Source organism: Bradyrhizobium sp. CER78, from assembly GCF_029846235.1.
Taxonomy (GTDB): domain Bacteria; phylum Pseudomonadota; class Alphaproteobacteria; order Rhizobiales; family Xanthobacteraceae; genus Bradyrhizobium.
This window is the reverse complement of record NZ_JARVWP010000004.1, coordinates 18,269-43,798: the sequence shown is the minus strand read 5'-3', so window position 1 is coordinate 43,798 and position 25,530 is coordinate 18,269. Positions and strand designations below refer to the sequence as shown.

Genomic DNA, 25,530 nt, shown 5'->3' with positions numbered 1-25,530 from the left:
GGATCATGCGCCAGTCTCGCCTCGTCTTGTACGCCGTCGCGTTGATCGGCCTCCTGGCCGGACCTGATCCGCTTCGCGCCGAAGCCGCCGCGCAGACATCCCCACTCGGCGTCAGCATCGACGATTTCAGCTATGTCGACACCTCGGGCGAGGTGGTCGATCAGACCGCCGCGCATCAGAAGCGGCTCGACGCATTCATGGCCGCGCTGCGCGCCGATGTGGCCGCAGAGCCGCGCTATCGCCTGGTCCCGTCGGCGGCGCCCGCAGGCGAGGCCCGGATCAAGGTTGTCGGCGGCGTGCAGAAGATGAGCACGCTGATCCAATGGGCCAAGGTCGCGGTGATCGATGTCGGCGCGAGCCGTGTCCTGTACGAGAAACTCTACACGTTTCGCGGCGACAATGACGAGGCGTGGGACCATGCGCGGATATTCGTGTCGCGCGAGGTGCGCGCTGCCCTTGCAGCCGCGCTGCCGCCGGCACAGGTCACCGCCGCAGCGCCGATCGGGCTTGCAGTGTTCGAGTTCGAGCTCGAGGATAATTCCGCGGCACCCGCGTCCGGCCTTGCCGGCTCCGATGCGGCCTATCTGGCCGATGTGACCCGTGGCGTGCGTGACCGGCTCGCGCAATCGGGCCGCTATCGCCTGGTCGATATCACCGGCGCGACCGCGCAGCCCGTCAAGGCGCGCGCACTGCGCGATTGCAACGGCTGCGAGGCCGCGATCGCGAAAGAGCTCGGCGCCGATCGATCGCTGATCGGCGTGATCAGGCGGGTCAGCCGGACCGAATACACCGTCGGCTTCCAGGTGCGCGACGCACGCAGCGGCGAGGTCGTCTCACGCGGCGACAGCGGCCTGCGGATGGGCGCCGATTATTCCTGGACCCGCGGCGCGGTCCATCTGGTCGGCGACCGCCTGCTCGAGGGCGGGGCGCAGCGCTAGCCCTGCCGGCGACGGCGTTCGGCGGATTGCAGGCGGACTATAGCAAAGCGCGATAGCTGTTAGACACGCCGTCGTCTATCGCCGGGCCTGTGCGTGGGTTATCAACGCCGTCTGATCACCGCACAGGAGCCGCCGATGCGCTTGCCCGCCATCCTTTTCGCTCTCACGCTCGCCGCGAGCCCGGTGGCAGCCGAGGAGTTGTCGGGCACGCTGCAGAAGATCAAGGAGACCAGGAAGGTTACGCTCGGCTTTCAGGAAGCGTCCGTTCCCTTCAGCTATCTCGACGACGACGCGCGGCCGATCGGCTTTGCGCTCGATATCTGCCTCAGGATCGTCGATGCCGTGAAGAAGGATCTCGGCATTCCGGACATCGCGGTCGATTACCTTCCTGTCACCTCGTCGAACCGCATCCCCCTGATGGTCAACGGCACGATCGATCTGCACTGCTCGGCGACCACCAACAGCGCGGATCGCCAGAAGCAGGTGACCTTCACCAACACGCACTTCCTGAGCGCAACGCGTTTTGCCGCCAAGAAATCCCTCGGCATCAATACGATCGACGACCTCAAGGGCAAATCGGTCACCGCCGTTGCCGGCTCGGTGAACCTGGCGCAGCTGATCAAGGTCAATACCGAACGCAAGCTCGGCATCAACGTTCTGCCGGCCAAGGACCAGGCCGAGGCCTTCCTGATGTTGGAGACCGATCGGGCCCAGGCCTACGCGCTCGACGACGTCCAGCTCGCGGTCGCGATCGCGCGGTCGAAGCAGCCTTCGCTCTACATGATCAGCGATGATGTCTTCTCGAAAGCGGAGCCGTTCGGCGTCATGCTGCGCCGGGAGGACGCGCCGTTCAAGGCGCTGGCCGACCGCGCCACGGCGGAGCTCTACATGAGCCCCGAGATCGAGGTGATGTACAAGAAGTGGCTGGAATCGCCGACCCCGCCGAAAGGCATCAATTACAACGTCCCGATGTCGCCGGCGTTGCGGAGTGCGTTCAAAAATCCGAGCTCGAGCTACGATCCTGATGTGTATGAGGTTGCGAAGTAGCGCGGAGTAGGATGGGTGGAGCGAAGCGATACCCATCATTCGGGCCGCGGGATGAGCGATGGGTTTCGCTCCGCTCTACCCATCCTACGCACTGTGCGACGCGGGTGCAGCCTGGTTCTACGTTTGGCCAATGACGCGACCGGAAAGCGGATCACCGCGCTAAGCCACCAATCCTTGGAACGGCATTTCGCGCACGACGCCAAAAACGAAATAGCTTCTCATATACATCGGCGGTTTTTCTCCTAAGCTTGCAGCGTTGTGATTGCTGATCAGGAGCAGGCCGTTGACTACGCCATTTTCTCTCTCTCGACGTTCCGCGCTTGGCGTGCTCGCCGGAAGTCTGGTCGCTGGCGGTGCGCGCGCCCAAACCGGGTCGGCCGATCTCGGCGGCGTCACCCTGCGTGTCGCGTATTACAAGGGCGGCTGGCGGCCGCTGCTGCAGGCCGCCGGCGAGGACAAGACGCCGTACAGGATCGAATGGAAGGAGCTCAACAATGGTGTGCTCCATATCGAGGCGCTGAACGGCGACGCGCTCGACATCGGATCAGGCAGCGAGATTCCGGCGATGTTCGCCGCGCGCCAGAATGCCAAGGTGCGCTTCATCGCCGTCACCCATGAGGATCTCAACATCCAGGTCACGGTGGCGGCGAAGGATGCGCCGATCCGTTCGATAGCCGACCTCAGGGGAAAGCGCGTCGGTTATGTGCGCGCGACGACGGCGCATTATTTTCTTGCCAAGCAACTCGAAGAAGCAGGCCTTGGGTTCGGCGATATCGAGGCCATCAACCTGACGCCGTCGGATGGTTACACCGCGTTCGCCTCCGGCAAGCTCGATGCCTGGGCGATCTATGGCTACAACGGGCAGCTTGCGATCGCCAAGCAGGGCGCGCGCCTGCTCAAGACCGGCGTCGGCTATCTCTCGGGCAATTTCCCGATCTACGCCAATCCGAGGGCGGTCGATGATCCGCTGCGCCACGCGGCGGTGAGCGACCTGTTGCTGCGGATCCAGCGCGCCTATGCGTTCGCCAACAAGAATTTTCCGGCCTATGCGGCCGCGCAGGTGGCCGAAACCCATCTGCCGTTACAGGACATCCTCGACCAGTTCGCCCGTCGCAGCGACGACTTCTCGCTCGCCGGCGTGACGCCTGACGTGCCGGACACCCACCAGAAGGTCGCCGACACCTTCCTCAAGCTCGGCGTGCTCGACGCGCGCGCCGAGGTCGGAAAATTCTGGGACACGAGCTTCAACGACGCGATCGCCGCGGGCGCGGCCAGCCTCGCGCGGATCTGACAATTGGTAATGCGGACGTAGCCCATTTGGGCTAGGGATCGGCGACTTGACGCCGCGTCATTGACGCGCGGTTCCCGCAAGATCGCTGCGGACTCCGTCCACCCTGCTCCCCGGGGTGCGTGGAACTCGAATATTTTACGGCCCCAGCGTGACGACTGGGGCCGCAGGAGGTGTTGTGTGCCTCTGGGGCAATGATTCAGAGCACGGCGACTGAACGGCACACGGCGGCGAATGTTCCAGCCGTCTGCGGCTGTGCCGTGCTGCCATGCAGGCCGAGAAGGTTGCAGGCCGCGCCGCGGTCGTATCATGATGACGTCGATCAACCCGATTAGAATCCGGGTCTGGTCGATGATCCCGGCATCGGCCTCCGAAGTCTCGCTGGGCCATATTCTGCGTGCAACTGATTTTCCTGGTTATGCCGATTGTTGTTCGGAGCTGAAATTGAATCACGACACATTGGCCAAGCTTACGGTCACCATCATTGTCCTGGTCGCGCTGCTGGTGTGGCGTGTCGGCGACCAGAAGAAAGCGATTGCATGCGGCGCGAACTGCCCGACGGATGTGTCGGCGAGCCGGAAACCCGCTCAGTAGGATCAGAACTGATCCGATCAGCAGCGTAATTCAAGCGACGCCGATCAGGCTCATTGATCGGCGTCGCTTCCGTTGAAGACCGGCAGGCGTTAGCGTTTCGCAGGCTCGCCGCTCTTGTTGCCGGGCAATCCCTTGACGTTTGAAGGATCCTGTTGCCGAACATGCTGGTTCTGCGAATTCGAGCCCACCGTGCTCTGTCCCTTGGCCGGCGGCCCGTTCTTGTTACCCGGCGCTCCGCTGATTCCGGTCCCCGAATTCTGGGCGCTCGGAGATGTCGCGGCATTCGTGGAATCGGTTGTGGCATCGGGGCGTCCCGGAGGCGTGGCGGCCGCGCCGGGTCTATCCTGGTTGCCGACATAACCGGATTCACCGGAGTTGCGGGTCTTGGCGCCCTTATCGGCCTCGTTTTGCAGGTTCTGGGCAGCTGCCTGTCCCGTGATCATCGGGCCGGTTGCCATGACACCGGCGATGAACAACGCGATTGTGCTGGTCCTCATGAGTTTCCTCCTTCGGGTTGCCAGAGACAACGCGCGCGGCGATCATGATTTCCTCCGCGCGCAATAATTTCGATGCGGTGGAACAGACAATTTCGACGAACGCGCGTGGCCACGGCGTGCCTCTATCGGTCATCGCGCGGCGCGTATATCGTCGCTGGGAAAGCCAAGATCGGCCCGGCGCGCCGGGTAACGACGCTCTGCGAGGAAGCGAATGTCCGACATGCTGCTGTTTTCGCCGATGACCATCCGCGGCGTCACGCTGAAGAACCGCATCGTGGTGCCGCCGATGCATCAATATTCGGCCGAGAAGGGCTTTCCGACCGACTGGCATTTGATGAATGCCGGCAAGTTCGCCGCCGGCGGCGCCGGCCTCGTGATCGTCGAATCGACCAAGGTCGAACGCCGCGGTTGCGGCACCATCGGCGACCTCGGCATCTGGGACGACAAGTTCATCGCGCCGCTCAGCCGTGTCGCGAGCTTCATCAAGCAGCAGAACGCGGTCGCCGGCATCCAGCTCGGTCATTCCGGCCGCAAGGCGCGGGCGAGCCGCCCCTGGGAGGGCGACCGTCCGCTCGAACGCAGCGCCGAGATCGAGGATTGGGATGCCTGGACGCCGGTGGCACCGAGCGCGATCGCTCACAGCGAGCGCTGGCCGGTGCCGCGGGCGCTTGAGACGCACGAGGTGAAGGACCTCGTCGCGGCCTGGGGGCAGGCGGCGCGGCGTGCGCACGAGGCCGGCTTCGAGGTGCTCGAACTGCACGGCGCCCACGGCTATCTCGTGCACGAATTCCTCTCCGGGCGCTCCAACCAGCGCAGCGACGAATATGGCGGCTCGGAAGCCAATCGGATGCGTTTCCTGATCGAGGTGACCGAGGCGGTGCGCGCGCACTGGCCGGATCACAAGCCGCTGTTCGTGCGGCTGTCGGTCGAGGACAATGCCGGCTGGGGTCCGGAGCAAAGCGCCCGGCTGGCGGCGATCCTGAAGCCCAAGGGCGTCGACGTGATCGACTGCTCGTCGGGCGGAATCAGCGAGATGGCGCCGATCCTCGGCAAGGAGATCAAATACAACTATCAGGTGCCGCTGGCGGAATATGTCCGCGCCCATGCCGATATCATGACCATGGCGGTCGGCCTGATCATCCATGGTGACCAGGCCGAGCAGATCCTGCGTGATAAACAAGCAGATTTGATCGCGGTCGGCCGTGAAATCCTCAATAACCCCAACTGGCCGATGGATGCGGCATTGAAACTCGGGGTTGAAGGGCCATTTCGCAATGTTCCCCCGCAGTTTGGCTATTGGCTGGGCACCCGGGCCAAGCGCGGATTCGGGACCCGGCCGTCGACCTGGCAGAACGGGTTGCGGGAGGCTGGGCCAGAGGCCGACCGGGAGCTGACTTGAGGCTGACTGGGTGCTGACTAAGTTGTTGATTTGGCGCTGACCGAGGCATCGTGACAGGACCGTAATGGTCCGGGGACGGGGCGGCCTTGATCCGACCAAAAAGCCGTTGTGTGGTGCCCCGCGTCGGGGTGAGGTGGGCCGTATGTTGCGAAACGTTGCCGGCCGCTAGCGAAGGGATCACGGATAATGCGCAAACATGTTGGCTTCTTCCTCGGGACGGTTGCGGGGGCGTGTCTCACCCTGCTCGTGGCCTCGCCGCAGGGGGCGCATCTGTTCGCCGTCGCCAATGCCGCCGCGCATTCCGACAACACCTATTCGCAGCTCAATCTGTTCGGCGAGGTGTTCGAGAAGATCAAGACCGATTACGTCGAGAAGCCAGAGGATTCCAAGCTCGTCGAGGGCGCGATCAACGGCATGATCTCCTCGCTCGATCCGCACTCCCGCTACATGAACGAGAAGGGCTGGGCGGAGATGCAGGAGACCACGCATGGCGAGTTCGGCGGGCTCGGCATCGAGGTCACGATGGAGGACGGCTTCGTCAAGGTGGTGGCGCCGATCGACGACACGCCGGCCTCGCGCGCCGGCATCATGTCGGGCGACGTGATCACCTCGATCGACGACGAGCAGATCCAGGGCATGACGCTCGACCAGGCCGTCAACAAGATGAAGGGCGCCCCCAACAGCTCGATCCGGCTGAAGATCGTCCGCAAGGACGCCGACAAGCCGATCGAGGTCTCGATCACCCGCGAGATCATCCGCGTCCGCCCGGTGAAGTATCACGTCGAGGGCGGCGACATCGGCTATATCCGCATCACCTCCTTCAACGAGCAGACCACCGAGGGCCTGCGCAAGGCGATCGGCGAGATCCAGAAGGAAGTCCCGCAGGACAAGCTCGCCGGCTACGTCGTCGACCTCCGCAACAATCCGGGCGGCCTGCTCGACCAGGCGGTCTCGGTGACCTCGACGCTGATGCAGCGCGGCGAGGTGGTCTCGACCCGCGGCCGCAATCCGGAAGAGACCCAGCGCTTCACCGCCCATGGCGGCGACATGACCAAGGGCAAGCCGCTCGTCGTGCTGATCAATGGCGGTTCGGCCTCGGCCTCGGAGATCGTCGCCGGCGCGCTGCACGATCACAAGCGCGCGACCCTGATCGGCACCCGCTCGTTCGGCAAGGGCTCGGTGCAGACCATCATTCCGCTCGGCGCCGGCAACGGCGCGCTGGCGCTGACCACGGCGCGCTACTTCACGCCGTCAGGCCATTCGATCCAGGCGCTCGGCATTAAGCCCGACATCGAGGTGCTGCAGGACGTGCCGGACGAGTTCAAGACCCGCTCCGAGATCAAGGGCGAGGCCTCGATGCGCGGGCATCTCTCCGCCGAGGGCGCCGAGCAGACCGGCTCGCAATCGTATGTGCCGCCGGACGAGAAGAACGACAAGGCGCTGGCGGCAGCGTTCAATCAGCTGCGCGGCGTCACTGTCAACGCCGACGCCAAGAATGCCGACACCAAGGCCGCGCAGAAGCGGCCGGTACCGAACTAGAGCTTGAGCCCCCCGTAGCCCGGATGGAGCGAAGCGAAATCCGGGAGCGGTCCATCGGGGCTGCAAAGTCCCCGGATTGCGCTTCGCTTCATCCGGGCTACACCACCTCTCCCAAAAAGCTTACGCCGCGCCGGCGACAGGCTTGCGCCGGCGCGTGGCGCCCGTTCCCGCGGCCGGGCCGCGGCGATGTTCGGCCAGCAGCTCGCGGATCTGGGCGGCCGGCTTCGGCGGGCTGAAGAGATAGCCCTGCATTTCCGAACAGCCGAGCTCGCGCAGCAATTGCTGCTGCTGCGCGGTCTCGACGCCTTCCGCCGTCGTCGTCATGCTGCGCTCGGCCGCGATGCTGACAACGGCTTCGACGATGCCGGCCGAGCCTTGCGGGTCGGCGATGTCGGTGACGAAGCAGCGGTCGATCTTGATCTTGTCGAACGGGAAGCGCTTCAGATAGCTCAGCGACGAATAGCCGGTGCCGAAATCGTCGAGCGCGATCCGGATGCCGATGGCGCGGAGCTGGTGCAGCGCGGCCAGCGCGGTCTCGTCGTCGCGGATCAGCACGGCCTCGGTGATCTCGAGCTCGAGCCGGCCGGCTGACAGGCCGGACGCCGCGAGCGCTCCGATCACCTTCAGCGCCAGCGTGCCGCTGCGGAACTGGACCGGCGAAACGTTGACCGCGAGCCTGATGTGATCGGGCCAGTTCACGGCCTCCTTGCAGGCCGTCATCAGCACCCATTCGCCGAGCTGGTTGATCAGGCCGGTCTCCTCCGCGATCGGCACGAACTCGGCCGGCGAGATCATGCCGCGCACTGGGTGCCGCCAGCGCACCAGCGCCTCGCAGCCGGTGATCTCGTTGCTGCGCAGGTCGACGCAGGGCTGGTAATACACTTCGAGCCCGCTGCCGGCCGAGATCGTCTGCCGCAACTCCATCTCGAGCTCCCGGCGGGCGCGGGCGTCGGCATCCATCGCCGGCTCGAAGAAGCGCGCGACGCGCCGGCCGGCCGACTTCGCCGCATACATCGCAAGATCGGCGTTCTTCATGATCTGGTCGAGATCGGTGCCGTCCCTCGGCGCCAGCGCGATGCCGATGCTGGCGTCGGTCGTGACCTGGTGGCCGAGGCATTGATAGGGCGTGCGGATCACCTCGTAGATGCGCGCGACGAGGTCGCTGACCTCGAGCTCGCTGTTCACGTCGGTCTGCACGATCGCGAATTCGTCGCCGCCGAGCCGCGCCACGAAATCGCCGTCGCCGATCACGCCGCTCAGCGTCCGCGCGACGGATTTGAGCAGTTCATCGCCGACCATGTGGCCGAGCGAGTCGTTGACGCCCTTGAATTCGTCGATGTCGATATAGAGCACCGCGAGCTGGCTGTCGGGCGCGACGTGCGGCAGCTCGCGCTTGATCTCCTCGTGGAACAGCGCGCGGTTCGGCAGGTCGGTGAGGGCATCGTAGTGGGCAAGATGCGTGATGCGCTCCTCGGCGCGGCGGCGCTCGGTGACGTCCTCGTGGGTCGCAAGCCAGCCGCCATCGGCCAGCGGCTCGTTGACGACCTGGATCGAGCGCCCGTCGGGCGTCGCGATCACCATGGTGTTGCGGATGCCGACGTCGCGCAGCACGAGGTTGACATAGCGCTCGACGTCGCCCTGGAACGAGCCGGTCAAATGGCGATGCATGATGACGTCGCGGAAGCTGCAGCCGGGACGGATGACGTCGGCGGACAATCCGTACATCTCGATATAGCGCTTGTTGCAGATCACCAGCCGTTGCGCGGCATCGAACAGCAACAGCCCCTGCGTCATGTTGTTGACGGCGGTGTCGAGCCGCAGCTTCTCCAGCGTCAGGCGCTGCTGCTGGGCGCGATGCTGCTGCATCAGCTTGCGCACCACCAGCGTCAGCAGGATCGCGATCGCCAGCACGGATGCGGCGGTCACCGCGATCAGGATGCCGATCTGCTCGCGCCAGTTGGCGAGCGCCGCTTCCGTTGTGGTCGTGGCGACCACGACGATCGGGAATTTGGTCAGCGCCCGCGACGACACCAGGCGGTCCTTGCCGTCGACCGGGCTGGTCAGCCGCGCGGTGCTCGCTGGCAGCTCGAACACCTGCTGCTGGCTGGCCGGGCCAGCGCGGAAATTCTTCCCGATCATCTCCTCGACATGCGGATAGCGCGCCAGCAGCGTGCCGTCGCGATGGTGCATCGCGATCGCGGCGCCTTCGCCAAGCGCGACGGTGGAGAAGAACTTCTCGAAGGTCGCCGGCTCGATGCCGCGTCCGACCACGCCAAGGAACTCGCCGTGCGGACCGGTGACCTTGCGGACGATGGCGGTGGTCCAGTTTCCGCTGACGCGGCTGACCACCGGCGCGACCATCATGTCGGGCGAGTAGGGGCTGGATCTGAAGATGTTGAAGTAGTCGCGATCGGCGATCGAGGCCTGCGGCAGCGGCCAGGCGCCCGAGCTGTTGATCAGCACGCCGTCGGCGTCGAACACGTTGAGGCTGCCGACGTTGGACAGCGCGTCCATCTTGGACTTCAGCATCGCGTGGACGTCGGCGGACGACATCCGGCGCTTGTAGTTCTCAGCCGTCGCGATCCCGTTGTCGCGCATGAACGCGATCAGGTCGCGCTGAACCACTTCGAGATCGTCGAGCTGTTGGTCGAAATGCCGCGCCAGCAACAGCACCGTATTCTCGAGCTCGCGCTCGCTGTTGTGCAGGGCGCGCTCGCGGAAATTTTCGGCCATCAGGGTGGCGCCGATCGCGATCGCGGCCATCAGCACGGCGCCGCCAAGGATCAGCCAGCGGATCGGACCGCTGCCGATCACCGAGGTGATATTGAACGAGGCGTTGCCGTTTGGATTCATGTGTCGCTATCGCTTCCAGGCGTTTCACCCGGAAGTAGGTTTCGCGCACCTCCGGCCCGCGAAAGTCGTATCCAAACGAAATGGAGCGCGGGTTAGCGAGATTGGTTAACGAATGGCTGTGGACATTGGCGGTTGGACTGCGCTCGGCTCTGTCACCGTCATCCTGAGGTGCGTGCGGAGCGAGCCTCGAAGGATCGACGGCCAGCAGCCGGGCCGTGCATCCTTCGAGACGCGCTTCGCGCTCCTCAGGATGACGGGGATAGAGACGTCCGGCCGACAGGTAGATCAGCTGAAGCTGTCAGTCCCGCGATGCGCGCCCGTTGCGATCACGCGCCGGCGCGATAGTGCCCGGACTTGCCGCCTATCTTCTCGATCAGATGAATGCCCTCGATGCGCACGCCGCGCTCGACCGCCTTGATCATGTCGTAGATCGTGAGGCACGCGACCGAGACCGCGGTCAGTGCCTCCATCTCGACGCCGGTCGGCCCGGTCACCTTGACGCTGGCGCGGACGATGCAGCCGGGCAGCTTGCGGTCGGTTGCGATGTCGATCGTGACCTTGGTGAGCGCCAGCGGATGGCAGAGCGGGATCAATTCCGAGGTCCGCTTCGCCGCCATGATGCCGGCGATCCGCGCCGTCGCCAGTACATCGCCTTTCTTGGCCTGGCCGGATTCGATCAGTGCCAGCGTTGCCTTGCTCATCAGGACGCGGCCTTCGGCGACCGCGGTTCGTTCGGTCGCCGGCTTGGCCGAGACGTCGACCATGCGCGCGTCGCCCTTGGCGTCGATATGGGTGAGGGCCGTGCCCGGCGGCTCGGCCTTAGTCGTCCTGGCCTTGGTCTTTCGCGCCATCGCGTCAGCGCGTTGCGGTGGCGCGCGGCGCGCCCTGCCGCGTCAGCAGGGCGCGGGTGGCCGCAGTGACGTCCTGCTGGCGCATCAGGCTCTCGCCGACCAGGAAGGTCGACATCCCGACGCGCTCGAGGCGGGCGAGATCGTCAGGCGTGAAGATGCCGCTCTCGCCGACGATCATCCGGTCGCGCGGGATCAGCGGTGCCAGCGCCTCGCTGGTCACAAGCGTGGTCTCGAAGGTGCGCAGATTGCGGTTGTTGACGCCGATCATCGACGAGCGAAGTTTCAGCGCACGGTCGAGCTCGGTGCGGTCGTGGATCTCGATCAGCACGTCCATGCCATACGACAGCGCGGCGTCCTCGATCTCCTTCGCCGCCGCGTCGTCGAGCGCGGCTATGATGATCAGGATGCAGTCGGCGCCATGGGCGCGTGCCTCCGCCACCTGGTAGGTGTCGAACATGAAATCCTTACGCAGCACCGGCAGGCTGGTCGCCGCGCGGGCCGCGACCATGAAGTCGAGATGGCCCTGGAACGAGGGCGCGTCCGTCAGCACCGACAGGCAGGCCGCGCCGCCGGCTTCATAGGCCTTTGCGAGCACGGGCGGATCGAAGTCGGCCCGGATCAGCCCCTTCGAGGGCGAGGCCTTCTTCACTTCCGCGATCAGCGCATAGTCGCCGCGTGCATGCTTATCCCTGAGCGCGCGGACGAAGCCGCGCGGGGCCGAGGCCACCTTTGCCTGCGCCTCGATGACGGCGAGCGGACGCGCGCGCTTTGCGGCGGTGATCTCCTCGCGCTTGTAGGCCTCGATCTTGGTCAGGATGTCGGACATGATTTTCGTTCTCAGCCGTTGGACACCGCGATCAGATGCTTGAGCCGCGCAGCGGCCGCACCGCTGTCGAGCGACTGGGTGCCGATCGCAACGCCTTCCTTGAGATCCTTGGCGCGGCCGGCCACGATCAGTGCGGCGGCGGCGTTGAGCAGGGCGACGTCGCGATAGGCGCTCGGCTTGCCCTGGAGCACGCTGGAGAGCGCGATCGCATTGGCGTCGGCATCGCCGCCCTTCAGCGCCTCGCCGCCGACGCGGCCAAGGCCAGCCTCCTCGGGCGTCACCTCTGACGTCCTGATCTCGCCGTCCTCGAGCGTCGCGACGAAGGTCGGACCGGTGAGGGTGATCTCATCGAGGCCATCGGAGCCGTGCACGACCCAGACCTTGTCCGAGCCGAGATTCTTCAGCACCTGCGCCAGCGGCTGCACCCACTGCCGCGAGAACACGCCGACCATCTGCCGCTTGACGCCGGCCGGGTTCGACAGCGGTCCGAGCAGGTTGAAGATGGTGCGGGTGGCGAGCTCGACCCGGGTCGGGCCGACATTCTTCATCGCCGGATGATGCGCGGGCGCGAACATGAAGCCGATGCCGGCCTCCGCGACGCAGCGTCCGACCTGTGCCGGCGTCAGATCGAGCTTGACCCCGAGCGAGGCCAGCACGTCGGCGGCGCCCGAGCGCGACGACAGCGCGCGGTTGCCGTGTTTGGCGACGGGCACGCCGGCGCCGGCCACGATGAAAGCGGCGCAGGTCGAGACGTTGACCGAGCCGGAGCCGTCGCCGCCGGTGCCGACGATGTCGACGGCCTCGGCCGGCGCCTTGACCGGCAGCATCTTGCCGCGCATCGCGGTGACGGCTCCGGTGATTTCCTCGACGGTCTCGCCGCGCACCCGCAGCGCCATCAACAGCCCGCCCATCTGCGAGGGCGTGGCTTCGCCCGACATCATGCTGTCGAAGGCGGACGCTGCTTCTTCACGCGTCAGCGTGGCGCCGGTGGCGACTTTTCCGATGATCGATTTCAGGTCGTCCATTCGCTGGCTCAGGGTCTGTTGTTGGAGCTTGATCTGCGGACAGCGCGCCGTCGCGCTGTCCGGATCATGCTCAATTATTTGCGCCTGTCACCTGTGCGAAGGCGGCCTGGTTGACGGTTACGCCGATATCGGACTCGATCTTGCTGACATACTGCGCGACCTGCTCGTCGCTCATCGAGCGCCGCAGCGCCTCGGCGAGCTGCTTGGCGGCGTCGGAGGCGAAGTCGACCGGCGGCACCGTCACATTGGTGACGCGGAACACGACCCACTGGCTGCCGCCGGCGGTCGATGTCTGTCCGTCGCCATCCTTGGCGGTGCGGAACGCGGCCGCGATCACGCCGGCCGGCACGCCGGGCAGGGTGGCCTCGCGGTTGAAGTTGGCGGCGGTCTCGACCTTGACGCCGGCAGCGGCCGCCTCGTCGGCGAGCTTGGTGCCGCTGTCGAGCTTCTGGACCATCTCGGTGGCCTTGGCGCGCAGCTTGGCGGAGATCTGGTCCTCGCGCCACTTCGCCTCGACCTGGTCGCGGACCTCGTCGAGGGGGCGCTCGCGCGACGGCGTGATGCCGAGCACGTCGTACCAGACATAGCCGTTGTTGAACTGGATCGGGTCGTTGTCGACGCCGACGTCGCTGTTGAAGGCCTGCGACACCACGTCGAGGCCGCGCGGGATGTTTGACGCGACCTGGCCGTTCGGCAGGCGGCCCGAGCGATCGACCGCATCGATCGTGACGGCGTTCAGTTTCAGCTTCTGTGCCGCGTCGATCACGCTGGAGCCGCCGCCGCGCTCGTCTTCCATCTTGTCGCGCAGTTCGGCGACCTTGGTGCGGGCGCGCTCGGAGGCGATCTCGTTCTTCACCTGCTGCGCCACGCTGTCATAGGTCGGGGTCACGCCGGGCTCGATCTTGCCGACCTTGACCAGCGCGATGCCGAAGCGGCCCTGGACCGGCTGGCTGACTTCGCCCGAAGGGAGAGAGAAAGCGACATCGCCGACGGCCGGATCTAGGATCGCCGACTTTGCGACCAGGCCGAGATTGACGTCGGCCGGGCTGAGCTTGCGTTCCTTGGCGATGTCGTCGAACGAGGTGCCTGACGTGATGCGCGCGCGGGCGGCCTGCGCCTCGCCGGCGTCCGGAAACACGATCTGCGAGACCTCACGCTTCTCGGGCGTGCTGAGCCGGTCCTTGCGCTCCTCGAACAGCTTCTTGGCATCCTCGTCCGACACGGCTTCCCACTTGCCGATTTCCTCCGGCGTGATCGCGACGAAGGAGATCTTGCGGTATTCGGGCGCACGGAACTGGACCTTGTGGTCCTCGAAATAGGCGGCGAGCGCCTCGGGCGAGGGCGGATCGATGGTGCCGGCCTGCGCGGCGCCGAGCGTGACGTAGTCGATCGAGCGCTGCTCGTTCTGGAAGCGGGTCAGCGCCTCGATCATCGATTTGGTCGGCTCGATCCCGGACGAGATGGTGCCGGCGATCTGCCGCCGCAGGCCGACGCGGCGCTGCTCGGCGATGTAGCGGCCCTCGGTGTAGCCGAAGTTGCGGATCACGGACTGGAAGCGCTGCGGATCGAACTGGCCGTTGAGGCCCTTGAAGTTCGGATCGTTGTAGATCGTGCGCAGCACTTCGGCATCGGACTGGTTGAGGCCCATGCGGCGCGCTTCTTCATCGAGTGCGGCCTCCGCGAGCGTCTGCTGCAGCACCTGGCGATCAATCCCGAAGGCGCGCGCCTGGTCCGGCGTCAGCGGACGGCCGAACTGGCGGCCAAGCTGCTGCAAGCGATCGGTGTAGATCTGGCGGAACTGCTCGGCGGAAATCTCGGTCCCGCCAACCTTGGCGAAGGTCGACTGGCCAAACCCCTTGAAAATGTCGGCAATACCCCAAATTCCGAAACTGACGATCAAAACGCCCATCACCACGGCCATAATCGTCTTGCCGAGCCAGTTTGATGAGGCTTTCCGCATTCCTCGAAGCATGGGTCCAACTTGTTTTACAGGAGGGGAACCGGGTCGCGCCCAAATGGGACCAAAAGTCGGGACTTTTCGTCCGGCAACAGGGCGTCACCGAATTGAAAACGCTTATAAAGTGGCCGAAGCCCCCCCGCAACCATGGGTAAGGGGGACAGATCGAAGCGGTAAAGCGCCGCGCAGCGGGCTTCAAGCCGCGCTCTGGAAGTCACCGCCCGGCTCTGATAGCGCAGGGGACGCTTGAATGATGGGAAATCCGACATGACCGACGCCATCCGGCCGCTGATCGCCGGCAACTGGAAAATGAACGGCCTGAAATCCTCTTTTGCCGAGTTCGACGCGATGCTGGCCGGCGCCGGCGATGTCGCCGGGAAGGCCGATCTCTTGGTCTGTCCGCCGGCGACGTTGGTCGGTGCCTTTGCCGACAAGGCGCGCGGCTCGAAGGTCGCCGTCGGCGCTCAGGATTGCCACCCGAAGCCATCGGGCGCCCACACCGGCGACCTCTCGGCCGAAATGTTTAAGGACCTTGGCGCGGTCGCCATCATCGTCGGGCACTCCGAGCGGCGCGCCGACCACGGCGAGACCGATGCCTTGATTCGTCAAAAGGCCGAGGCGGTGTGGCGCGCGGGGTTGACCGCCATCGTCTGCATCGGCGAGACGCGCGAGCAGCGCGACGCCGGCAAGACGCTCGATGTCTGCGGCACCCAGCTTGCCGGCTCGCTGCCCGACGGCTCGACCGCGGCCAATCTGGTGGTGGCCTATGAACCGGTCTGGGCGATCGGCACCGGCCTGACCCCGACCGCCGGAGATATCGAGGAAGTTCACAGGTTTATCCGCGGTCAGCTCACCGATCGCTTCAAGGGCGAGGGAAACAAGATCAGGATCCTCTATGGCGGCTCGGTGAAGCCGTCGAATGCCGCTGAGCTGATGGCCGTCGCCAATGTCAACGGTGCCCTGGTCGGCGGCGCCAGCCTGAAGGCATCCGACTTCCTGGCGATCGCGGCCGGCTGCTAGGCGGCCGTGCATCGTGCCGCGGATTGGGCTCGCTCACCGTCACCCTGAGGTGCGAGCGGAGCGAGCCTCGAAGGGTCGACGACCCGGCTGGTGGCCGTCGACCCTTCGAGACGCGCTGCGCGCTCCTCAGGGTGACGGGATTGTCAGTGTTGCGAAGCTGGTGCCGTCTACATCTGTGCCGCAGGATCAAGCCGCCGCCGCCCCGATCCGCTTCCAATAGATCAACGTCCCGGTGAGGCCACCGTGCGGCTTCAGCGCGTAATCCGGGATCAGGCCGGTGAGCTGAAATCCAAGCCGTTCATAAAATGGCCCGGCGCCGTCTTCCTCGGCGGTGTCGAGCACCAGCAGCGTGCGTCCGTGCGTGATCGCAAGCTGCTCGGCGGCGCGCATCAACGCGGTCGCCACGCCGCGACCGCGGCGGGCGACGCGCGTCATCATTTTTGCGATTTCCGCCCGATGCGGCTGGTTCGGCGGCAGCTTCAGCAGCAGCGTCACGGTGCCGATCAGATCATTGCCGTCGAACGCGCCGAGCACTGCTCGCTCGCTGCGCGCCGCAGCGTTGAGCGAATCCTGCCAAAACGCATCAGCATCCTCCGGCGCCAGCGGATGCATGAAGCTCACTGAGCCGCCGCTGGCGACGGTCTCGATCAGCAATTCGCTGAGCGCGTCGCGAATCCCGGGCTCGTCGGCAAGCGGCTTGATGGAAAACTGCGGCATGCATCAGCTCCGGGCCAGGGTGACCACGTAGGTGCACCCGGCATTGGTTTCGTTGGCGAAGGTGGTTTCCGCCGGCGGGCCGAAGCCGAGGCAGTCGCCGGCCGCCAGCACATGGCGTGCGCCGCCTTGGGTGATGACGAGGCTGCCGCTCAGCACCCAGACCAGTTGGCGGATATGCGTGTAGGACGAGGCGGGCAGGGTGACGGATTGCTTCGGCGGCAGCTCGACCCGCACCAGCTCGACCGGATGATCGGGACGGCTGAACACTTGGCGGCGCAGATAGCCGGACTCAGGATCGCGCCAGATCGGTTGCGCGTCGGCGCGCGACAGCCGTTCGCCCTGGCCCTCGGCGCGCAGCATCAGACCGGCAAGCGTGAGGTCGAAGGCGGAGGCGAGGCGCACCAGGACGACCGCGGTCGGGCTGACCTCGGCGCGCTCGATCTTGCTGATCGTTGCCTTGGAGACGCCGGCGCGTTCGGCAAGCTCGGCCAGCGACCAGCCCCGGCTGTCGCGTTCGAGCCTGATCCGTTGCGCCAAGCGCTCGCTCAGGTCGTCTATCAAAGTATCCATATGTCTATTATAATGGAATTGGCCAATTCCGATCAAGATGCGGGGGCGCGTGATCGGCATCGCTTGTGATGTCAGCCGATGCGACTATCTCGGGGGTGACAATGCCCGGTGCAATCGTGTAACAGGGCGCGACTTCACGAAAACCGTAGAGCCGATAGCGCCGTTTGTCTGGCCGCTTGGCGGCTTGTGACGGAAGGCTTGCGATGCAGACTGTCGTTATCATTATTCATCTCATGATCGTCGCCGTCATGATCGGCGCCGTGTTGCTGCAGAAATCTGAAGGCGGCGGCTTGGGCATGGGCGGCGGCGCCGGCTTCATGTCGAGCCGCGGCACCGCGAATCTGTTGTCGCGGACCACCGCGATCCTCGCGGCCGGCTTCTTCCTCACCAGCCTGTTTCTGTCCTGGTACGCGGGCTACGACCGCAAGCCGAGCTCGATCATCGGCACCGGCGCACCGGCGCAGACCCAGCCGGCCGGCGGCGCGCCGCTGACGCCCCCGACGTCCGGCGGCATCCTCGATTCGCTGAAGAAGACCGACGAGCAGCAGGGCCAGCAGGCCCCGAGCGGCCCGCAGGCGCCTCGGTCGCAATAAAGCAGGGTGGCCATGCAGGATACCAGCTGGCATCCTGCATCAGGAATACCCATCAATAGTCTGAAATCGCTCTCAATTTAACGTAACCCACAGCCCGGTGGTTTGTTTGCCGGGAACAGCCGATTCGTTTTGCGAATCGGTGGAGTCGGCTTAAAGGTAAAGTCCCATGGCGCGGTACATATTCATCACCGGCGGCGTGGTCTCCTCGCTCGGCAAGGGTCTGGCTTCAGCGGCGCTCGGCGCTTTGCTGCAGGCTAGGGGCTACAAAGTCCGCCTTCGCAAGCTCGATCCCTATCTCAACCTCGATCCCGGAACGATGTCGCCGTATCAGCACGGCGAAGTGTTCGTGACCGACGACGGCGCCGAGACCGATCTCGATCTCGGCCATTACGAACGTTTCACCGGTCGTCCGGCCACCAAGGCTGACAACATCACGACCGGTCGCATCTACCAGGACATCATCACGAAAGAGCGCCGCGGCGATTATCTCGGCGCCACCATCCAGGTGGTCCCGCACGTCACCAACGCGATCAAGGAATTCGTGCTGTCGGGCAACGACGAGTACGATTTCGTGCTGGTCGAGATTGGCGGCACCGTCGGCGACATCGAGGGCCTGCCGTTCTTCGAGGCGATCCGCCAGCTCAAGAACGAGCTGCCGCGCGATCACGCCGTCTACATTCACCTGACGCTGTTGCCGTACATTCCAAGCGCCGGCGAACTCAAGACAAAACCGACGCAGCACTCGGTGAAGGAGCTGCGCTCGATCGGCATCCAGCCGGACATCCTGCTGTGCCGCACCGACCGCGAAATCCCCAAGGAAGAGCGGCGCAAGCTCGGCCTGTTCTGTAACGTGCGCGAGAGCGCTGTGATCGAGGCGCGCGACGTCGACAACATCTACGCGGTGCCCGAGGCCTATCACGCGGCGGGGCTGGACGACGAAGTGCTGGCCGCGTTCGGCATCACGGCGAAGATTCCGCCGGCGCTGCAGAGCTGGCACGTGATCAACGAGCGCGTCCGCAATCCGGAAGGCGCGGTGACGATCGCGATCGTCGGCAAGTACACCGGCATGAAGGACGCCTACAAATCGCTGATCGAGGCGCTCTCGCATGGCGGCATCGCCAACAAGGTGAAGGTCAACCTCGACTGGATCGAGAGCGAGGTGTTCGAGAACGAGGACCCGGCGCCGTTCCTCGAGCACGTCAACGGCATCCTGGTGCCCGGCGGCTTCGGCCAACGCGGCGCCGAAGGCAAGATCCGCGCGGCGCAGTTCGCGCGTGAGCGCGACGTGCCGTATTTCGGCATCTGCTTCGGCATGCAGATGGCGGTGATCGAGGCGGCGCGCAATCTGGTCGGCATCGAGAACGCCAATTCGACCGAATTCGGCCCGACCGAGGAGCCGCTGGTTGGTCTGATGACGGAATGGCTGCGCGGCAACGAGCTCGAGAAGCGCTCGCAGACCGGCGACCTCGGCGGCACGATGCGGCTCGGCGCCTATCCCGCGGCGCTCAACCGCGGCAGCCGGGTTTCGCAGGTCTATGGCGGCGCGACCGAGATCTCCGAGCGACACCGCCACCGCTACGAGGTCAACACCGCCTACAAGGATCGCCTCGAGCAGCACGGCCTGCGTTTCTCCGGCATGTCGCCCGACGGCGTGCTGCCCGAAATCGTCGAGTACGAGGACCACCCCTGGTTCATCGGCGTCCAGTTCCATCCCGAACTGAAGTCGCGGCCGTTCGAGCCGCATCCGCTGTTTGCGTCGTTCATCGAGGCGGCTGCGAAGCAGAGCCGGCTGATGTAACGGTGGTCAGCTGCGCCGTCACACGGCGGCGCAGTCCTCGCTCGCCTGGCGTTCCTTCTTGATCGGTGAAACGTTGGTGCCGGCCGCCGGTGTAACGTCACGCGTCAACAGCTTGTACTGCGGTCGCCGCGTCAGCCGGTAGACCGCGGCGGGCGGCACGTTGAGGATGGCGCGATCGACCAACGTGGCGCGCAGGCCGAGCCGGTCGAGGATCGGCCGCCGTATCGGGCAGCGCATCCCATAGGTGAATTGATAGAACGCGCCGCCGGGACGCATGTAGCTGAATGCGCCGCCGACGATCGAGATGACCTTGCGCGGCGACATGTTGAGCAGCGGCAGTCCGCTGACCACGGCGCCGACCGGCGCGCCGTCATACAGCCGTTCCGAGGCCAGCCGCGCGGCGTCCATCCACAGCACGCGCGCGCCGGGAAAGCGCAGCTGCAACAGCCGCATGAAATCCGAGCCGTATTCGATCAGCGTGAGATCCTGCTGGCGCACGCCGCGCTTCAACAGCTGATAGGTGAAGGCGCCCGTTCCTGGGCCGAGCTCCAGCACCGGGCCGGTGTTGGCGCCGATGTCGCGGGTGATCAGTTCGGCGAGCGCTGCGCCCGAAGGCGCGATGGCCCCGACGCGGCCGGGGGCAGCCATCCACGCCGTGAAGAAAGAAAGGAGATCATGTGCCATTGGGATTCCCAGCAAAGTGTCGTCGCGTCGCGACTCGATCGCGCGGCGCGATCTCCTCTTTGCGCGGGCTGCATTGCGAGAACATTGCGCGATGTTGCTGGAAAGCGCTCTGGCATCACGATGCCTAGGGCGCAGGCGGTAGTGTAAGACGGAAGCATGCGCCGCCCTTCGGTCCGTCGAGCACGGAGACGTGACCGCCATGCAGCCTTGCGATCTCGCGCACCATGTTCAGACCAAGGCCGGCGCCGCGGTCGAGCGGCGCGAGCCGATAAAACGGATCGAAGATCCGCGTGCGCTCATGCTTCGGAATGCCGTCGCCTTCGTCGGTCACGTCGACCGTCGCGGCGTTGCCGACATGGATGGTGATGGTGCCGCGGCGGCCGCCATGCTGGATGGCGTTCTGTACGAGATTGGTCAGTGCGCGCTCCAGCGCGGCGCGGTCGCCCAGCGTTTCGACGCGGTCGGCGGCGCTATCGAGCGACAATTCGTAACCGCCCGCGATCGCGAGCGGCGCGAGATCGGCGGCGACATTGCGCGCGACCGCGACGAGATCGATGCGGCCGAAGGGGTTGCGGCACTGGTCGAAGCGCTGGATGTCGAGCAGCTGCTCGGCGAGCGTTGCAAGCCGCGCAGAGTCCTCGAGCAGGCGGGTTTTCTCTGGCCCCGACGGCAGCGACTCCAGCCGCGTGTTGAGGATCGCGATCGGGGTGCGCAATTCGTGCGCGGCATCCGCGACGAAGCGCTGGTGGCGCGAATAGCCGTCGTCGAGCCGCGTCAGCGCATCGTTGACGGCGGTCACCAGCGGCGCGACCTCGAGCGGCAGGTGGTCGGCCGACAGCCGGCTGCCGCGCTGGCGGAAGTCGATCCGGCGCGCCTGATCGGCCGCGGTGTCGAGGCCGGCGAAAGCGCGCTTCACCACCATCGGCGTTGCGATGAAGGTGGCGCACGCCATCAGCAGCAGGCCGGGCAGGGCAACGGCCAGGAACGCCAGCGTCGTGGCGAGGGCTGTCTTGACGCTCGATGTCGGCCCTTGCGTGGCCGTGAGCACCTGCACCGGGCCGGCGTCGGAATTGACGCGCTTCAGCCGCGCCGGCGGCTTGCGGGGATCGTCCTCGAACATCTGCCAGCCGAGCCTGGCCTGGCTGATCTGGTCGAGTGCATCACCGATTCGTGCAAATTCGGACGGCACTGCGCCTTCCGACAGCGAATGGCCTTGCCGGTCGCGCACCAGGAACCAGAGGTCGGGCGTGTTGTCGCGAAGCTGCTTGAGTTCGGCCGTCGAGCGCAAAATAAGGTCGCCTTTCCCATCGCGTGCGATCGCGTTCTGCACGATGGAGATGACGTGATCCTCATCGCGCGGGACGATCAGGAAACCGGTGACGCACAATGCGCTGATCAGGCAAACGATCAGCATGGCAAGCAGCAGCGCTTGCAGCCCGACCAGTCGCCAGCTCAGTTGCGAGCGCAGGCAATAGTGGTCGGCGGGTTCGCTCATGACACCTGCTTGAGCAGGTAGCCGACGCCGCGGATGCTGTGGATCTCGACGCCGGCGTCGGTATCGGCGAGCTTGCGCCGCAGCCGCGACACATGGGCGTCGAGCGCGTTCGACTGGATCTCGTCCTCGAAATTGTACACGGCCTCCTCGAGCGTCGCGCGCAACACGGTGCGGCCGAGGCGGCGCAGCAGCGTCTCCAGCACCAGAAGCTCACGCCGCGGCAGGTCGAGCGGGCGGCCATCGACGCTGGCCTCGCGATGGCTGCAATCGAACGCCATGCGGCCGGCCTTGATGATCTCGAGCTGCAGGCCGGCGGGACGGCGCAGCACGGCGCGCAGCCGCGCCAGCAGCTCCTCGACCGCGAACGGCTTGGCCAGATAGTCGTCGGCGCCGCTGTCGAGCCCAATGATGCGGTCGGCGAGGTCGCCGCGCGCCGTCAGCACGATGATTGGAACGCCGTCGGCCTTGGCGCGCAGCTTCGGGATCAACGTGAGGCCGTCGCCGTCGGGAAGCTGGCGGTCGAGCAGCACCGCGCCATGGACGTCGGCGGAAATCGCCTCCTCGGCCTCGGCGAGGCTCGGCACATGGTCGACCACCATGTCGTAGCCCTTCAGCGCCTGCGCCAGCGCCGCCGCCATCTCCGCCTCATCTTCCACCAGCAGTATCCGCATGTCCTCTTGGTCCAGATCCCGAACAGCCGGTTTTAAGGCAAGTGACATTGCAACAACATTGCGGAAATGGCCGCCTGCCGCGAGCAGGGGTGCCATGTTGCCACCCCCCAAGACAGTCCGGAACTTGCTGGCTATAACCCTCGCACACAAATCCGGGAGAATTGCCGATGATCTACGAGACCCGCGTCTATCGTTGCCTGCCGGGCCGGCTGCCGGCGCTGCTCAAGCGCTTCGAGACCATCACGCTGAAGCTCTGGGACAAGCACGGCATCAGGCAGGCCGGCTTCTTCACGACGCTGGTCGGCGAATCCAACCAGGACCTGACCTATCTGCTGGCCTGGGAATCGCTCGCCGAGCGCGAGAAGAAATGGACCGCGTTCACGAGCGATCCGGAATGGATCGCCGGGCGCGCCAAGAGCGAGGAAGACGGCCAGATCGTTCTCAACATCGAAAACCAGCTTTTGGTGCCGACCGCGTTTTCGTCGGTGAAATGAAACGGGTGCCGCAAGGGCGCGATGGCGAGACCTCGTCGCGCCCAGTCACCGCCTGGCCTATTGCGGGCAGCCCGAGGTCTGATCGCCTTGGGTCACCATCGGCTTGCCGTTGATGAAGACGCCGTGGCTGCCGGAGGTCGTCTTGCCGCCGCAATGCGTGCGATCGCCCATGACCACCGCCGGCTTGCCGTTGATCAGGACATTGGGCACGCCTTCGACGAGCGGGCCGCCATTGCTGGTGGTGTCGCCGCTACGCGCCGCCGGCTTGCCATTGACGGTGACGCCGTTGGCGCCGCTGGTGACGACCCCGGGCTGGCTGCTGGCCTGGCCGTAGGCAAGGCCCGGCAAGGCGGCCGCAGCAACGATCACAAGCAAAAGGCGCATGTCGTTCCTCATGGGAATCTGTTCCGCGCCAATCTATAGGGGCGGATAGGGCAGGATTGTGATAGCACGGCGCACCCACGGCGTCAGCGCAACCCCCTCATCGCGCGGGATGGCTTGATCCACCCCGCACAGGACTGCATGGTCGCCGGCAAAAGGATGCACATTTTGACCAATCAGGTTTCCGCGCAAGCCGCTGCGCCGATCGTTGCCGTCGGATCGGCCAAATTCGGCAATGCCTTGCCAATCTCGATCATCGCCGGTCCCTGCCAGCTTGAAAGCCGCGCGCACGCGCTTGAAGTGGCCTCCGCGCTGAAAGAGATCGCGGCCCGGCTCAAAGTCGGTCTGGTGTACAAGACCTCGTTCGACAAGGCGAACCGCACCAGCGCGTCGGCCGCGCGCGGCATCGGGCTGAAGCAGGCGCTGCCGATCTTCGCCGAGATCCGTTCCTCGCTCGGGCTGCCCGTGCTGACTGACGTGCATGAGCCTGACCAGTGCGCCGAGGCCGCGCAGGCGGTCGACGTGCTGCAGATCCCGGCCTTCCTGTGCCGGCAGACCGATCTCCTGCTGGCCGCGGCCGCGACCGGCAAGGTGGTCAACGTCAAGAAGGGCCAGTTCCTGGCGCCGTGGGACATGGCGAATGTGGTCAGCAAGATCACAGGCGCCGGCAATGCCAATGTGCTGGTCACCGAGCGCGGCGCGTCGTTCGGCTACAACACGCTGGTTTCCGACATGCGCGCGCTGCCGATCCTTTCGCGCACCACCGGTGCGCCGGTGATCTTCGACGCCACCCATTCGGTGCAGCAGCCCGGCGGCAAGGGCACCTCGTCGGGCGGCGAACGCGAATTCGTGCCGGTGCTGGCGCGCGCCGCGGTTGCGGTCGGCGTCGCCGGCGTATTCATCGAGACCCATCCCGATCCGGATCACGCGCCGTCCGATGGCCCCAACATGGTGCCGCTGCGCGACTTCGAAGCCCTCGTCAGGCGGCTGATGGCCTTCGACGCGCTGGCCAAGACCGCGGCCTGACGGGGTGACGACGACATGACCGCAAAGAGCGGCATGCCGCCGGTTCTCAACGTCATCACGCTGGCGACATTCGCGGCGAGCCTGTCGGTGCGCGCGCTCGATCCGGTGCTGCCGCATGTCGCGGAGGATTTCAGCGTCAGCATTGCGACCGCGGCGAGCTTTGCTGCGGTGTTCGCCTTCACCTTTGCCGCAATCCAGCCGGCGATCGGCGCCGCCGCCGATCTGTTCGGCAAGGCGCGGCTGATGACGATCTGCCTGGTGTTGCTCGGCGCGGCCAACATCCTCGGCGCGCTCTCGACCTCGTTCCCGATGCTGTTCGTGACCCGTATCCTTGCAGGCATCGGCTCGGGCGGCGTGTTTCCGGTGGCGCTGTCGCTGACCAGCGATCTGGTCGGCCCTGACAAGCGGCAGCTCGCGATCGGCCGTACGCTGGCGGGCTCGATGACCGGCAATCTGCTCGGCGCCACGGCCTCTGGCCTGATTGGCGATCTGCTCGGCTGGCGCGGCGTGCTCGCGGTGCTCGGCGGCCTCGTGATCATTGTCGCGCTGGCGGTTGCGGCCGGCTTCCGCGGCGCTGAGCTGAACCGTCCGCCGCGTACCAGCCTGAAGGCGCTGCGCCACGGCTATCGCACCATCTTCACCAATCCGAACGCGCGGATCTGCTATTCGGCCGTCTTCGTCGAAGGCTGCTGCGTGCTTGGGCTGTTTCCCTTCATCGCCTCGTTCCTGTTCGAGCTCGGCGAGACCTCACTGTCGATCGCCGGCATCGTGATCGCAGGCTTTGCGATCGGCGGATTGCTCTACACGCTGACGGTGGCGCGGCTTTTGCCATTGATCGGGGTGAGGGGGATGATGATCGTCGGCGCGACGCTGGTCGCGATTCAACTGGTCGGCGTCGCCTTCGGCCCGCACTGGAAATTGCAGATGGCGGGCCTGCTGGTGATGGGTCTTGGCTTCTACATGATCCACGGCTGTCTGCAGGTGTTCGCCAGCGAGCTATCGGTCGAAGCGCGCGCCACCGCGCTGTCGCTGCACTCGTTCTTCTTTTTCATGGGCCAGACCGTCGGCCCGATCGCCTATGGTTTTGGTCTTCAACATGCCGGCAAGACCGCAACGCTGGTCTCGGCCGCCGCCGTGATGGTCGTGCTCGGATTCATCTGCGCCAGATTCCTCAAGCAGCGTGCGCCCGCTGACGCGCATGCCGGCTCCTGAGCGCTGCTGCGAGGAACTGTCCGCGTCCTCGCAGCACCGTTCCGAAAACGCGCGA

The 25,530-nt window shown here is 65.6% G+C and carries 23 protein-coding genes and 1 pseudogene; 12 read left to right on the top strand and 12 right to left on the bottom strand.

All coding sequences use genetic code 11. From position 1 onward, the window contains the following. The first annotated feature begins 5 nt into the window (after positions 1–5). The 4 genes from QDT69_RS08975 (at position 6) to QDT69_RS08960 (ending at position 3,867) form a co-directional block, all read left to right on the top strand. Positions 6–938: a DUF3280 domain-containing protein gene (locus QDT69_RS08975; RefSeq protein ID WP_279706242.1), complete on the top strand. Its 933-nt coding sequence runs from the start codon at positions 6–8 to the stop codon at positions 936–938. Between the two features lie 135 nt (positions 939–1,073). After that, on the top strand, positions 1,074–1,985 hold the full coding sequence (locus QDT69_RS08970; RefSeq protein ID WP_279706241.1) for an amino acid ABC transporter substrate-binding protein: 912 nt from the start codon (positions 1,074–1,076) through the stop codon (positions 1,983–1,985). Positions 1,986–2,268: 283 nt separating this feature from the next. Then, entirely contained in the window at positions 2,269–3,276 is a 1,008-nt protein-coding gene (locus tag QDT69_RS08965) for an ABC transporter substrate-binding protein (protein ID WP_279706240.1), read from the top strand. Between the two features lie 306 nt (positions 3,277–3,582). Continuing rightward, positions 3,583–3,867: a hypothetical protein gene (locus QDT69_RS08960; protein ID WP_279706239.1), complete on the top strand. Its 285-nt coding sequence runs from the start codon at positions 3,583–3,585 to the stop codon at positions 3,865–3,867. 89 nt (positions 3,868–3,956) lie between these two features. On the opposite strand, the pseudogene QDT69_RS08955 reads toward QDT69_RS08960, so the two are convergent. Next, positions 3,957–4,142: pseudogene (locus QDT69_RS08955) on the bottom strand (hypothetical protein); the annotation flags it as partial. A 433-nt stretch (positions 4,143–4,575) separates the two neighbouring features. On the opposite strand from QDT69_RS08955, the gene QDT69_RS08950 reads away from it, so the two are divergent. Further along, positions 4,576–5,763 carry an NADH:flavin oxidoreductase/NADH oxidase gene (locus tag QDT69_RS08950; RefSeq protein ID WP_279706237.1) on the top strand — a complete coding sequence of 396 codons (1,188 nt, stop codon included), beginning with the start codon at positions 4,576–4,578 and terminating at the stop codon, positions 5,761–5,763. Between the two features lie 186 nt (positions 5,764–5,949). After that, entirely contained in the window at positions 5,950–7,302 is a 1,353-nt protein-coding gene (locus QDT69_RS08945; RefSeq protein ID WP_279706235.1) for a S41 family peptidase, read from the top strand. 120 nt (positions 7,303–7,422) lie between these two features. Here QDT69_RS08945 and QDT69_RS08940 read toward each other — a convergent pair whose 3' ends face one another. From QDT69_RS08940 to QDT69_RS08920, 5 genes are all read right to left on the bottom strand, one after another. Next, positions 7,423–10,155, bottom strand: coding sequence for an EAL domain-containing protein (locus QDT69_RS08940; protein WP_279706233.1), 2,733 nt, complete (start codon positions 10,153–10,155; stop codon positions 7,423–7,425). Between the two features lie 326 nt (positions 10,156–10,481). After that, on the bottom strand, positions 10,482–11,006 hold the full coding sequence (gene moaC / locus QDT69_RS08935; RefSeq protein ID WP_279706232.1) for a cyclic pyranopterin monophosphate synthase MoaC: 525 nt from the start codon (positions 11,004–11,006) through the stop codon (positions 10,482–10,484). 4 nt (positions 11,007–11,010) lie between these two features. Next, positions 11,011–11,832: an indole-3-glycerol phosphate synthase TrpC gene (gene trpC / locus QDT69_RS08930; protein WP_279706231.1), complete on the bottom strand. Its 822-nt coding sequence runs from the start codon at positions 11,830–11,832 to the stop codon at positions 11,011–11,013. An 11-nt stretch (positions 11,833–11,843) separates the two neighbouring features. Continuing rightward, positions 11,844–12,857 carry an anthranilate phosphoribosyltransferase gene (gene trpD, locus QDT69_RS08925; RefSeq protein WP_279706230.1) on the bottom strand — a complete coding sequence of 338 codons (1,014 nt, stop codon included), beginning with the start codon at positions 12,855–12,857 and terminating at the stop codon, positions 11,844–11,846. Positions 12,858–12,927: 70 nt separating this feature from the next. Further along, positions 12,928–14,829 (bottom strand): peptidylprolyl isomerase, encoded by a 1,902-nt coding sequence (locus tag QDT69_RS08920; protein WP_279706229.1) that lies wholly within the window; start codon positions 14,827–14,829, stop codon positions 12,928–12,930. A gap of 252 nt (positions 14,830–15,081) precedes the next feature. Here QDT69_RS08920 and tpiA point away from each other — a divergent pair, with 252 nt between their 5' ends. Further along, positions 15,082–15,834: a triose-phosphate isomerase gene (tpiA, locus tag QDT69_RS08915; protein ID WP_279706228.1), complete on the top strand. Its 753-nt coding sequence runs from the start codon at positions 15,082–15,084 to the stop codon at positions 15,832–15,834. A gap of 186 nt (positions 15,835–16,020) precedes the next feature. Here the strand turns inward: tpiA and QDT69_RS08910 are convergent, their stop codons facing one another. Beyond that, entirely contained in the window at positions 16,021–16,551 is a 531-nt protein-coding gene (locus QDT69_RS08910) for a GNAT family N-acetyltransferase (RefSeq protein WP_279706227.1), read from the bottom strand. Between the two features lie 3 nt (positions 16,552–16,554). Next, complete coding sequence (locus tag QDT69_RS08905; protein WP_279706226.1) at positions 16,555–17,121, bottom strand: XRE family transcriptional regulator; 567 nt, start codon at positions 17,119–17,121, stop codon at positions 16,555–16,557. A 203-nt stretch (positions 17,122–17,324) separates the two neighbouring features. Here QDT69_RS08905 and secG point away from each other — a divergent pair, with 203 nt between their 5' ends. Then, entirely contained in the window at positions 17,325–17,714 is a 390-nt protein-coding gene (gene secG / locus QDT69_RS08900; protein ID WP_050419627.1) for a preprotein translocase subunit SecG, read from the top strand. A 166-nt stretch (positions 17,715–17,880) separates the two neighbouring features. Further along, on the top strand, positions 17,881–19,512 hold the full coding sequence (locus tag QDT69_RS08895) for a CTP synthase (protein ID WP_050419628.1): 1,632 nt from the start codon (positions 17,881–17,883) through the stop codon (positions 19,510–19,512). Between the two features lie 18 nt (positions 19,513–19,530). On the opposite strand, the gene QDT69_RS08890 is transcribed toward QDT69_RS08895, so the two are convergent. The 3 genes from QDT69_RS08890 to QDT69_RS08880 all read right to left on the bottom strand — a co-directional run bounded on the left by QDT69_RS08890 (position 19,531) and on the right by QDT69_RS08880 (position 22,362). Further along, positions 19,531–20,196 (bottom strand): rRNA adenine N-6-methyltransferase family protein, encoded by a 666-nt coding sequence (locus QDT69_RS08890; protein WP_279706225.1) that lies wholly within the window; start codon positions 20,194–20,196, stop codon positions 19,531–19,533. A 124-nt stretch (positions 20,197–20,320) separates the two neighbouring features. Continuing rightward, complete coding sequence (locus tag QDT69_RS08885; protein WP_279706224.1) at positions 20,321–21,691, bottom strand: HAMP domain-containing sensor histidine kinase; 1,371 nt, start codon at positions 21,689–21,691, stop codon at positions 20,321–20,323. Then, a complete protein-coding gene (locus tag QDT69_RS08880) occupies positions 21,688–22,362 on the bottom strand; it encodes a response regulator transcription factor (RefSeq protein ID WP_279706223.1) in 675 nt (224 codons plus the stop codon). The genes QDT69_RS08885 and QDT69_RS08880 overlap by 4 nt, the downstream gene beginning before the upstream one ends. 167 nt (positions 22,363–22,529) lie before the next feature. On the opposite strand from QDT69_RS08880, the gene QDT69_RS08875 reads away from it, so the two are divergent. Further along, positions 22,530–22,856 (top strand): NIPSNAP family protein, encoded by a 327-nt coding sequence (locus QDT69_RS08875; protein WP_279706222.1) that lies wholly within the window; start codon positions 22,530–22,532, stop codon positions 22,854–22,856. 57 nt (positions 22,857–22,913) lie between these two features. Here QDT69_RS08875 and QDT69_RS08870 read toward each other — a convergent pair whose 3' ends face one another. After that, on the bottom strand, positions 22,914–23,240 hold the full coding sequence (locus QDT69_RS08870; RefSeq protein ID WP_279706221.1) for a PAAR domain-containing protein: 327 nt from the start codon (positions 23,238–23,240) through the stop codon (positions 22,914–22,916). 165 nt (positions 23,241–23,405) lie between these two features. Between QDT69_RS08870 and kdsA the strand changes: the two genes are divergently transcribed. Then, the gene (kdsA, locus tag QDT69_RS08865; RefSeq protein ID WP_279706220.1) at positions 23,406–24,263 is read left to right on the top strand and encodes a 3-deoxy-8-phosphooctulonate synthase; all 858 of its coding nucleotides are present in this window, start codon (positions 23,406–23,408) and stop codon (positions 24,261–24,263) included. Between the two features lie 15 nt (positions 24,264–24,278). Then, a complete protein-coding gene (locus QDT69_RS08860; protein WP_279706219.1) occupies positions 24,279–25,475 on the top strand; it encodes an MFS transporter in 1,197 nt (398 codons plus the stop codon). Positions 25,476–25,530 lie beyond the last annotated feature (55 nt).

Coding starts and splice junctions, on each gene's coding strand:
- QDT69_RS08880 (WP_279706223.1), bottom strand. CDS start 22,362: ATGCGGATACTGCTGGTGGAAGATGAGGCGGAGATGGCGGCGGCGCTG.
- QDT69_RS08885 (WP_279706224.1), bottom strand. CDS start 21,691: ATGAGCGAACCCGCCGACCACTATTGCCTGCGCTCGCAACTGAGCTGG.
- QDT69_RS08905 (WP_279706226.1), bottom strand. CDS start 17,121: ATGGATACTTTGATAGACGACCTGAGCGAGCGCTTGGCGCAACGGATC.
- moaC (WP_279706232.1), bottom strand. CDS start 11,006: ATGGCGCGAAAGACCAAGGCCAGGACGACTAAGGCCGAGCCGCCGGGC.
- tpiA (WP_279706228.1), top strand. CDS start 15,082: ATGACCGACGCCATCCGGCCGCTGATCGCCGGCAACTGGAAAATGAAC.
- QDT69_RS08910 (WP_279706227.1), bottom strand. CDS start 16,551: ATGCCGCAGTTTTCCATCAAGCCGCTTGCCGACGAGCCCGGGATTCGC.
- QDT69_RS08945 (WP_279706235.1), top strand. CDS start 5,950: ATGCGCAAACATGTTGGCTTCTTCCTCGGGACGGTTGCGGGGGCGTGT.
- QDT69_RS08920 (WP_279706229.1), bottom strand. CDS start 14,829: ATGCTTCGAGGAATGCGGAAAGCCTCATCAAACTGGCTCGGCAAGACG.
- QDT69_RS08860 (WP_279706219.1), top strand. CDS start 24,279: ATGACCGCAAAGAGCGGCATGCCGCCGGTTCTCAACGTCATCACGCTG.
- QDT69_RS08870 (WP_279706221.1), bottom strand. CDS start 23,240: ATGCGCCTTTTGCTTGTGATCGTTGCTGCGGCCGCCTTGCCGGGCCTT.
- secG (WP_050419627.1), top strand. CDS start 17,325: ATGCAGACTGTCGTTATCATTATTCATCTCATGATCGTCGCCGTCATG.
- QDT69_RS08975 (WP_279706242.1), top strand. CDS start 6: ATGCGCCAGTCTCGCCTCGTCTTGTACGCCGTCGCGTTGATCGGCCTC.
- QDT69_RS08970 (WP_279706241.1), top strand. CDS start 1,074: ATGCGCTTGCCCGCCATCCTTTTCGCTCTCACGCTCGCCGCGAGCCCG.
- QDT69_RS08960 (WP_279706239.1), top strand. CDS start 3,583: ATGATGACGTCGATCAACCCGATTAGAATCCGGGTCTGGTCGATGATC.
- QDT69_RS08890 (WP_279706225.1), bottom strand. CDS start 20,196: ATGGCACATGATCTCCTTTCTTTCTTCACGGCGTGGATGGCTGCCCCC.
- QDT69_RS08940 (WP_279706233.1), bottom strand. CDS start 10,155: ATGAATCCAAACGGCAACGCCTCGTTCAATATCACCTCGGTGATCGGC.
- QDT69_RS08950 (WP_279706237.1), top strand. CDS start 4,576: ATGTCCGACATGCTGCTGTTTTCGCCGATGACCATCCGCGGCGTCACG.
- QDT69_RS08895 (WP_050419628.1), top strand. CDS start 17,881: ATGGCGCGGTACATATTCATCACCGGCGGCGTGGTCTCCTCGCTCGGC.
- trpC (WP_279706231.1), bottom strand. CDS start 11,832: ATGTCCGACATCCTGACCAAGATCGAGGCCTACAAGCGCGAGGAGATC.
- trpD (WP_279706230.1), bottom strand. CDS start 12,857: ATGGACGACCTGAAATCGATCATCGGAAAAGTCGCCACCGGCGCCACG.
- QDT69_RS08875 (WP_279706222.1), top strand. CDS start 22,530: ATGATCTACGAGACCCGCGTCTATCGTTGCCTGCCGGGCCGGCTGCCG.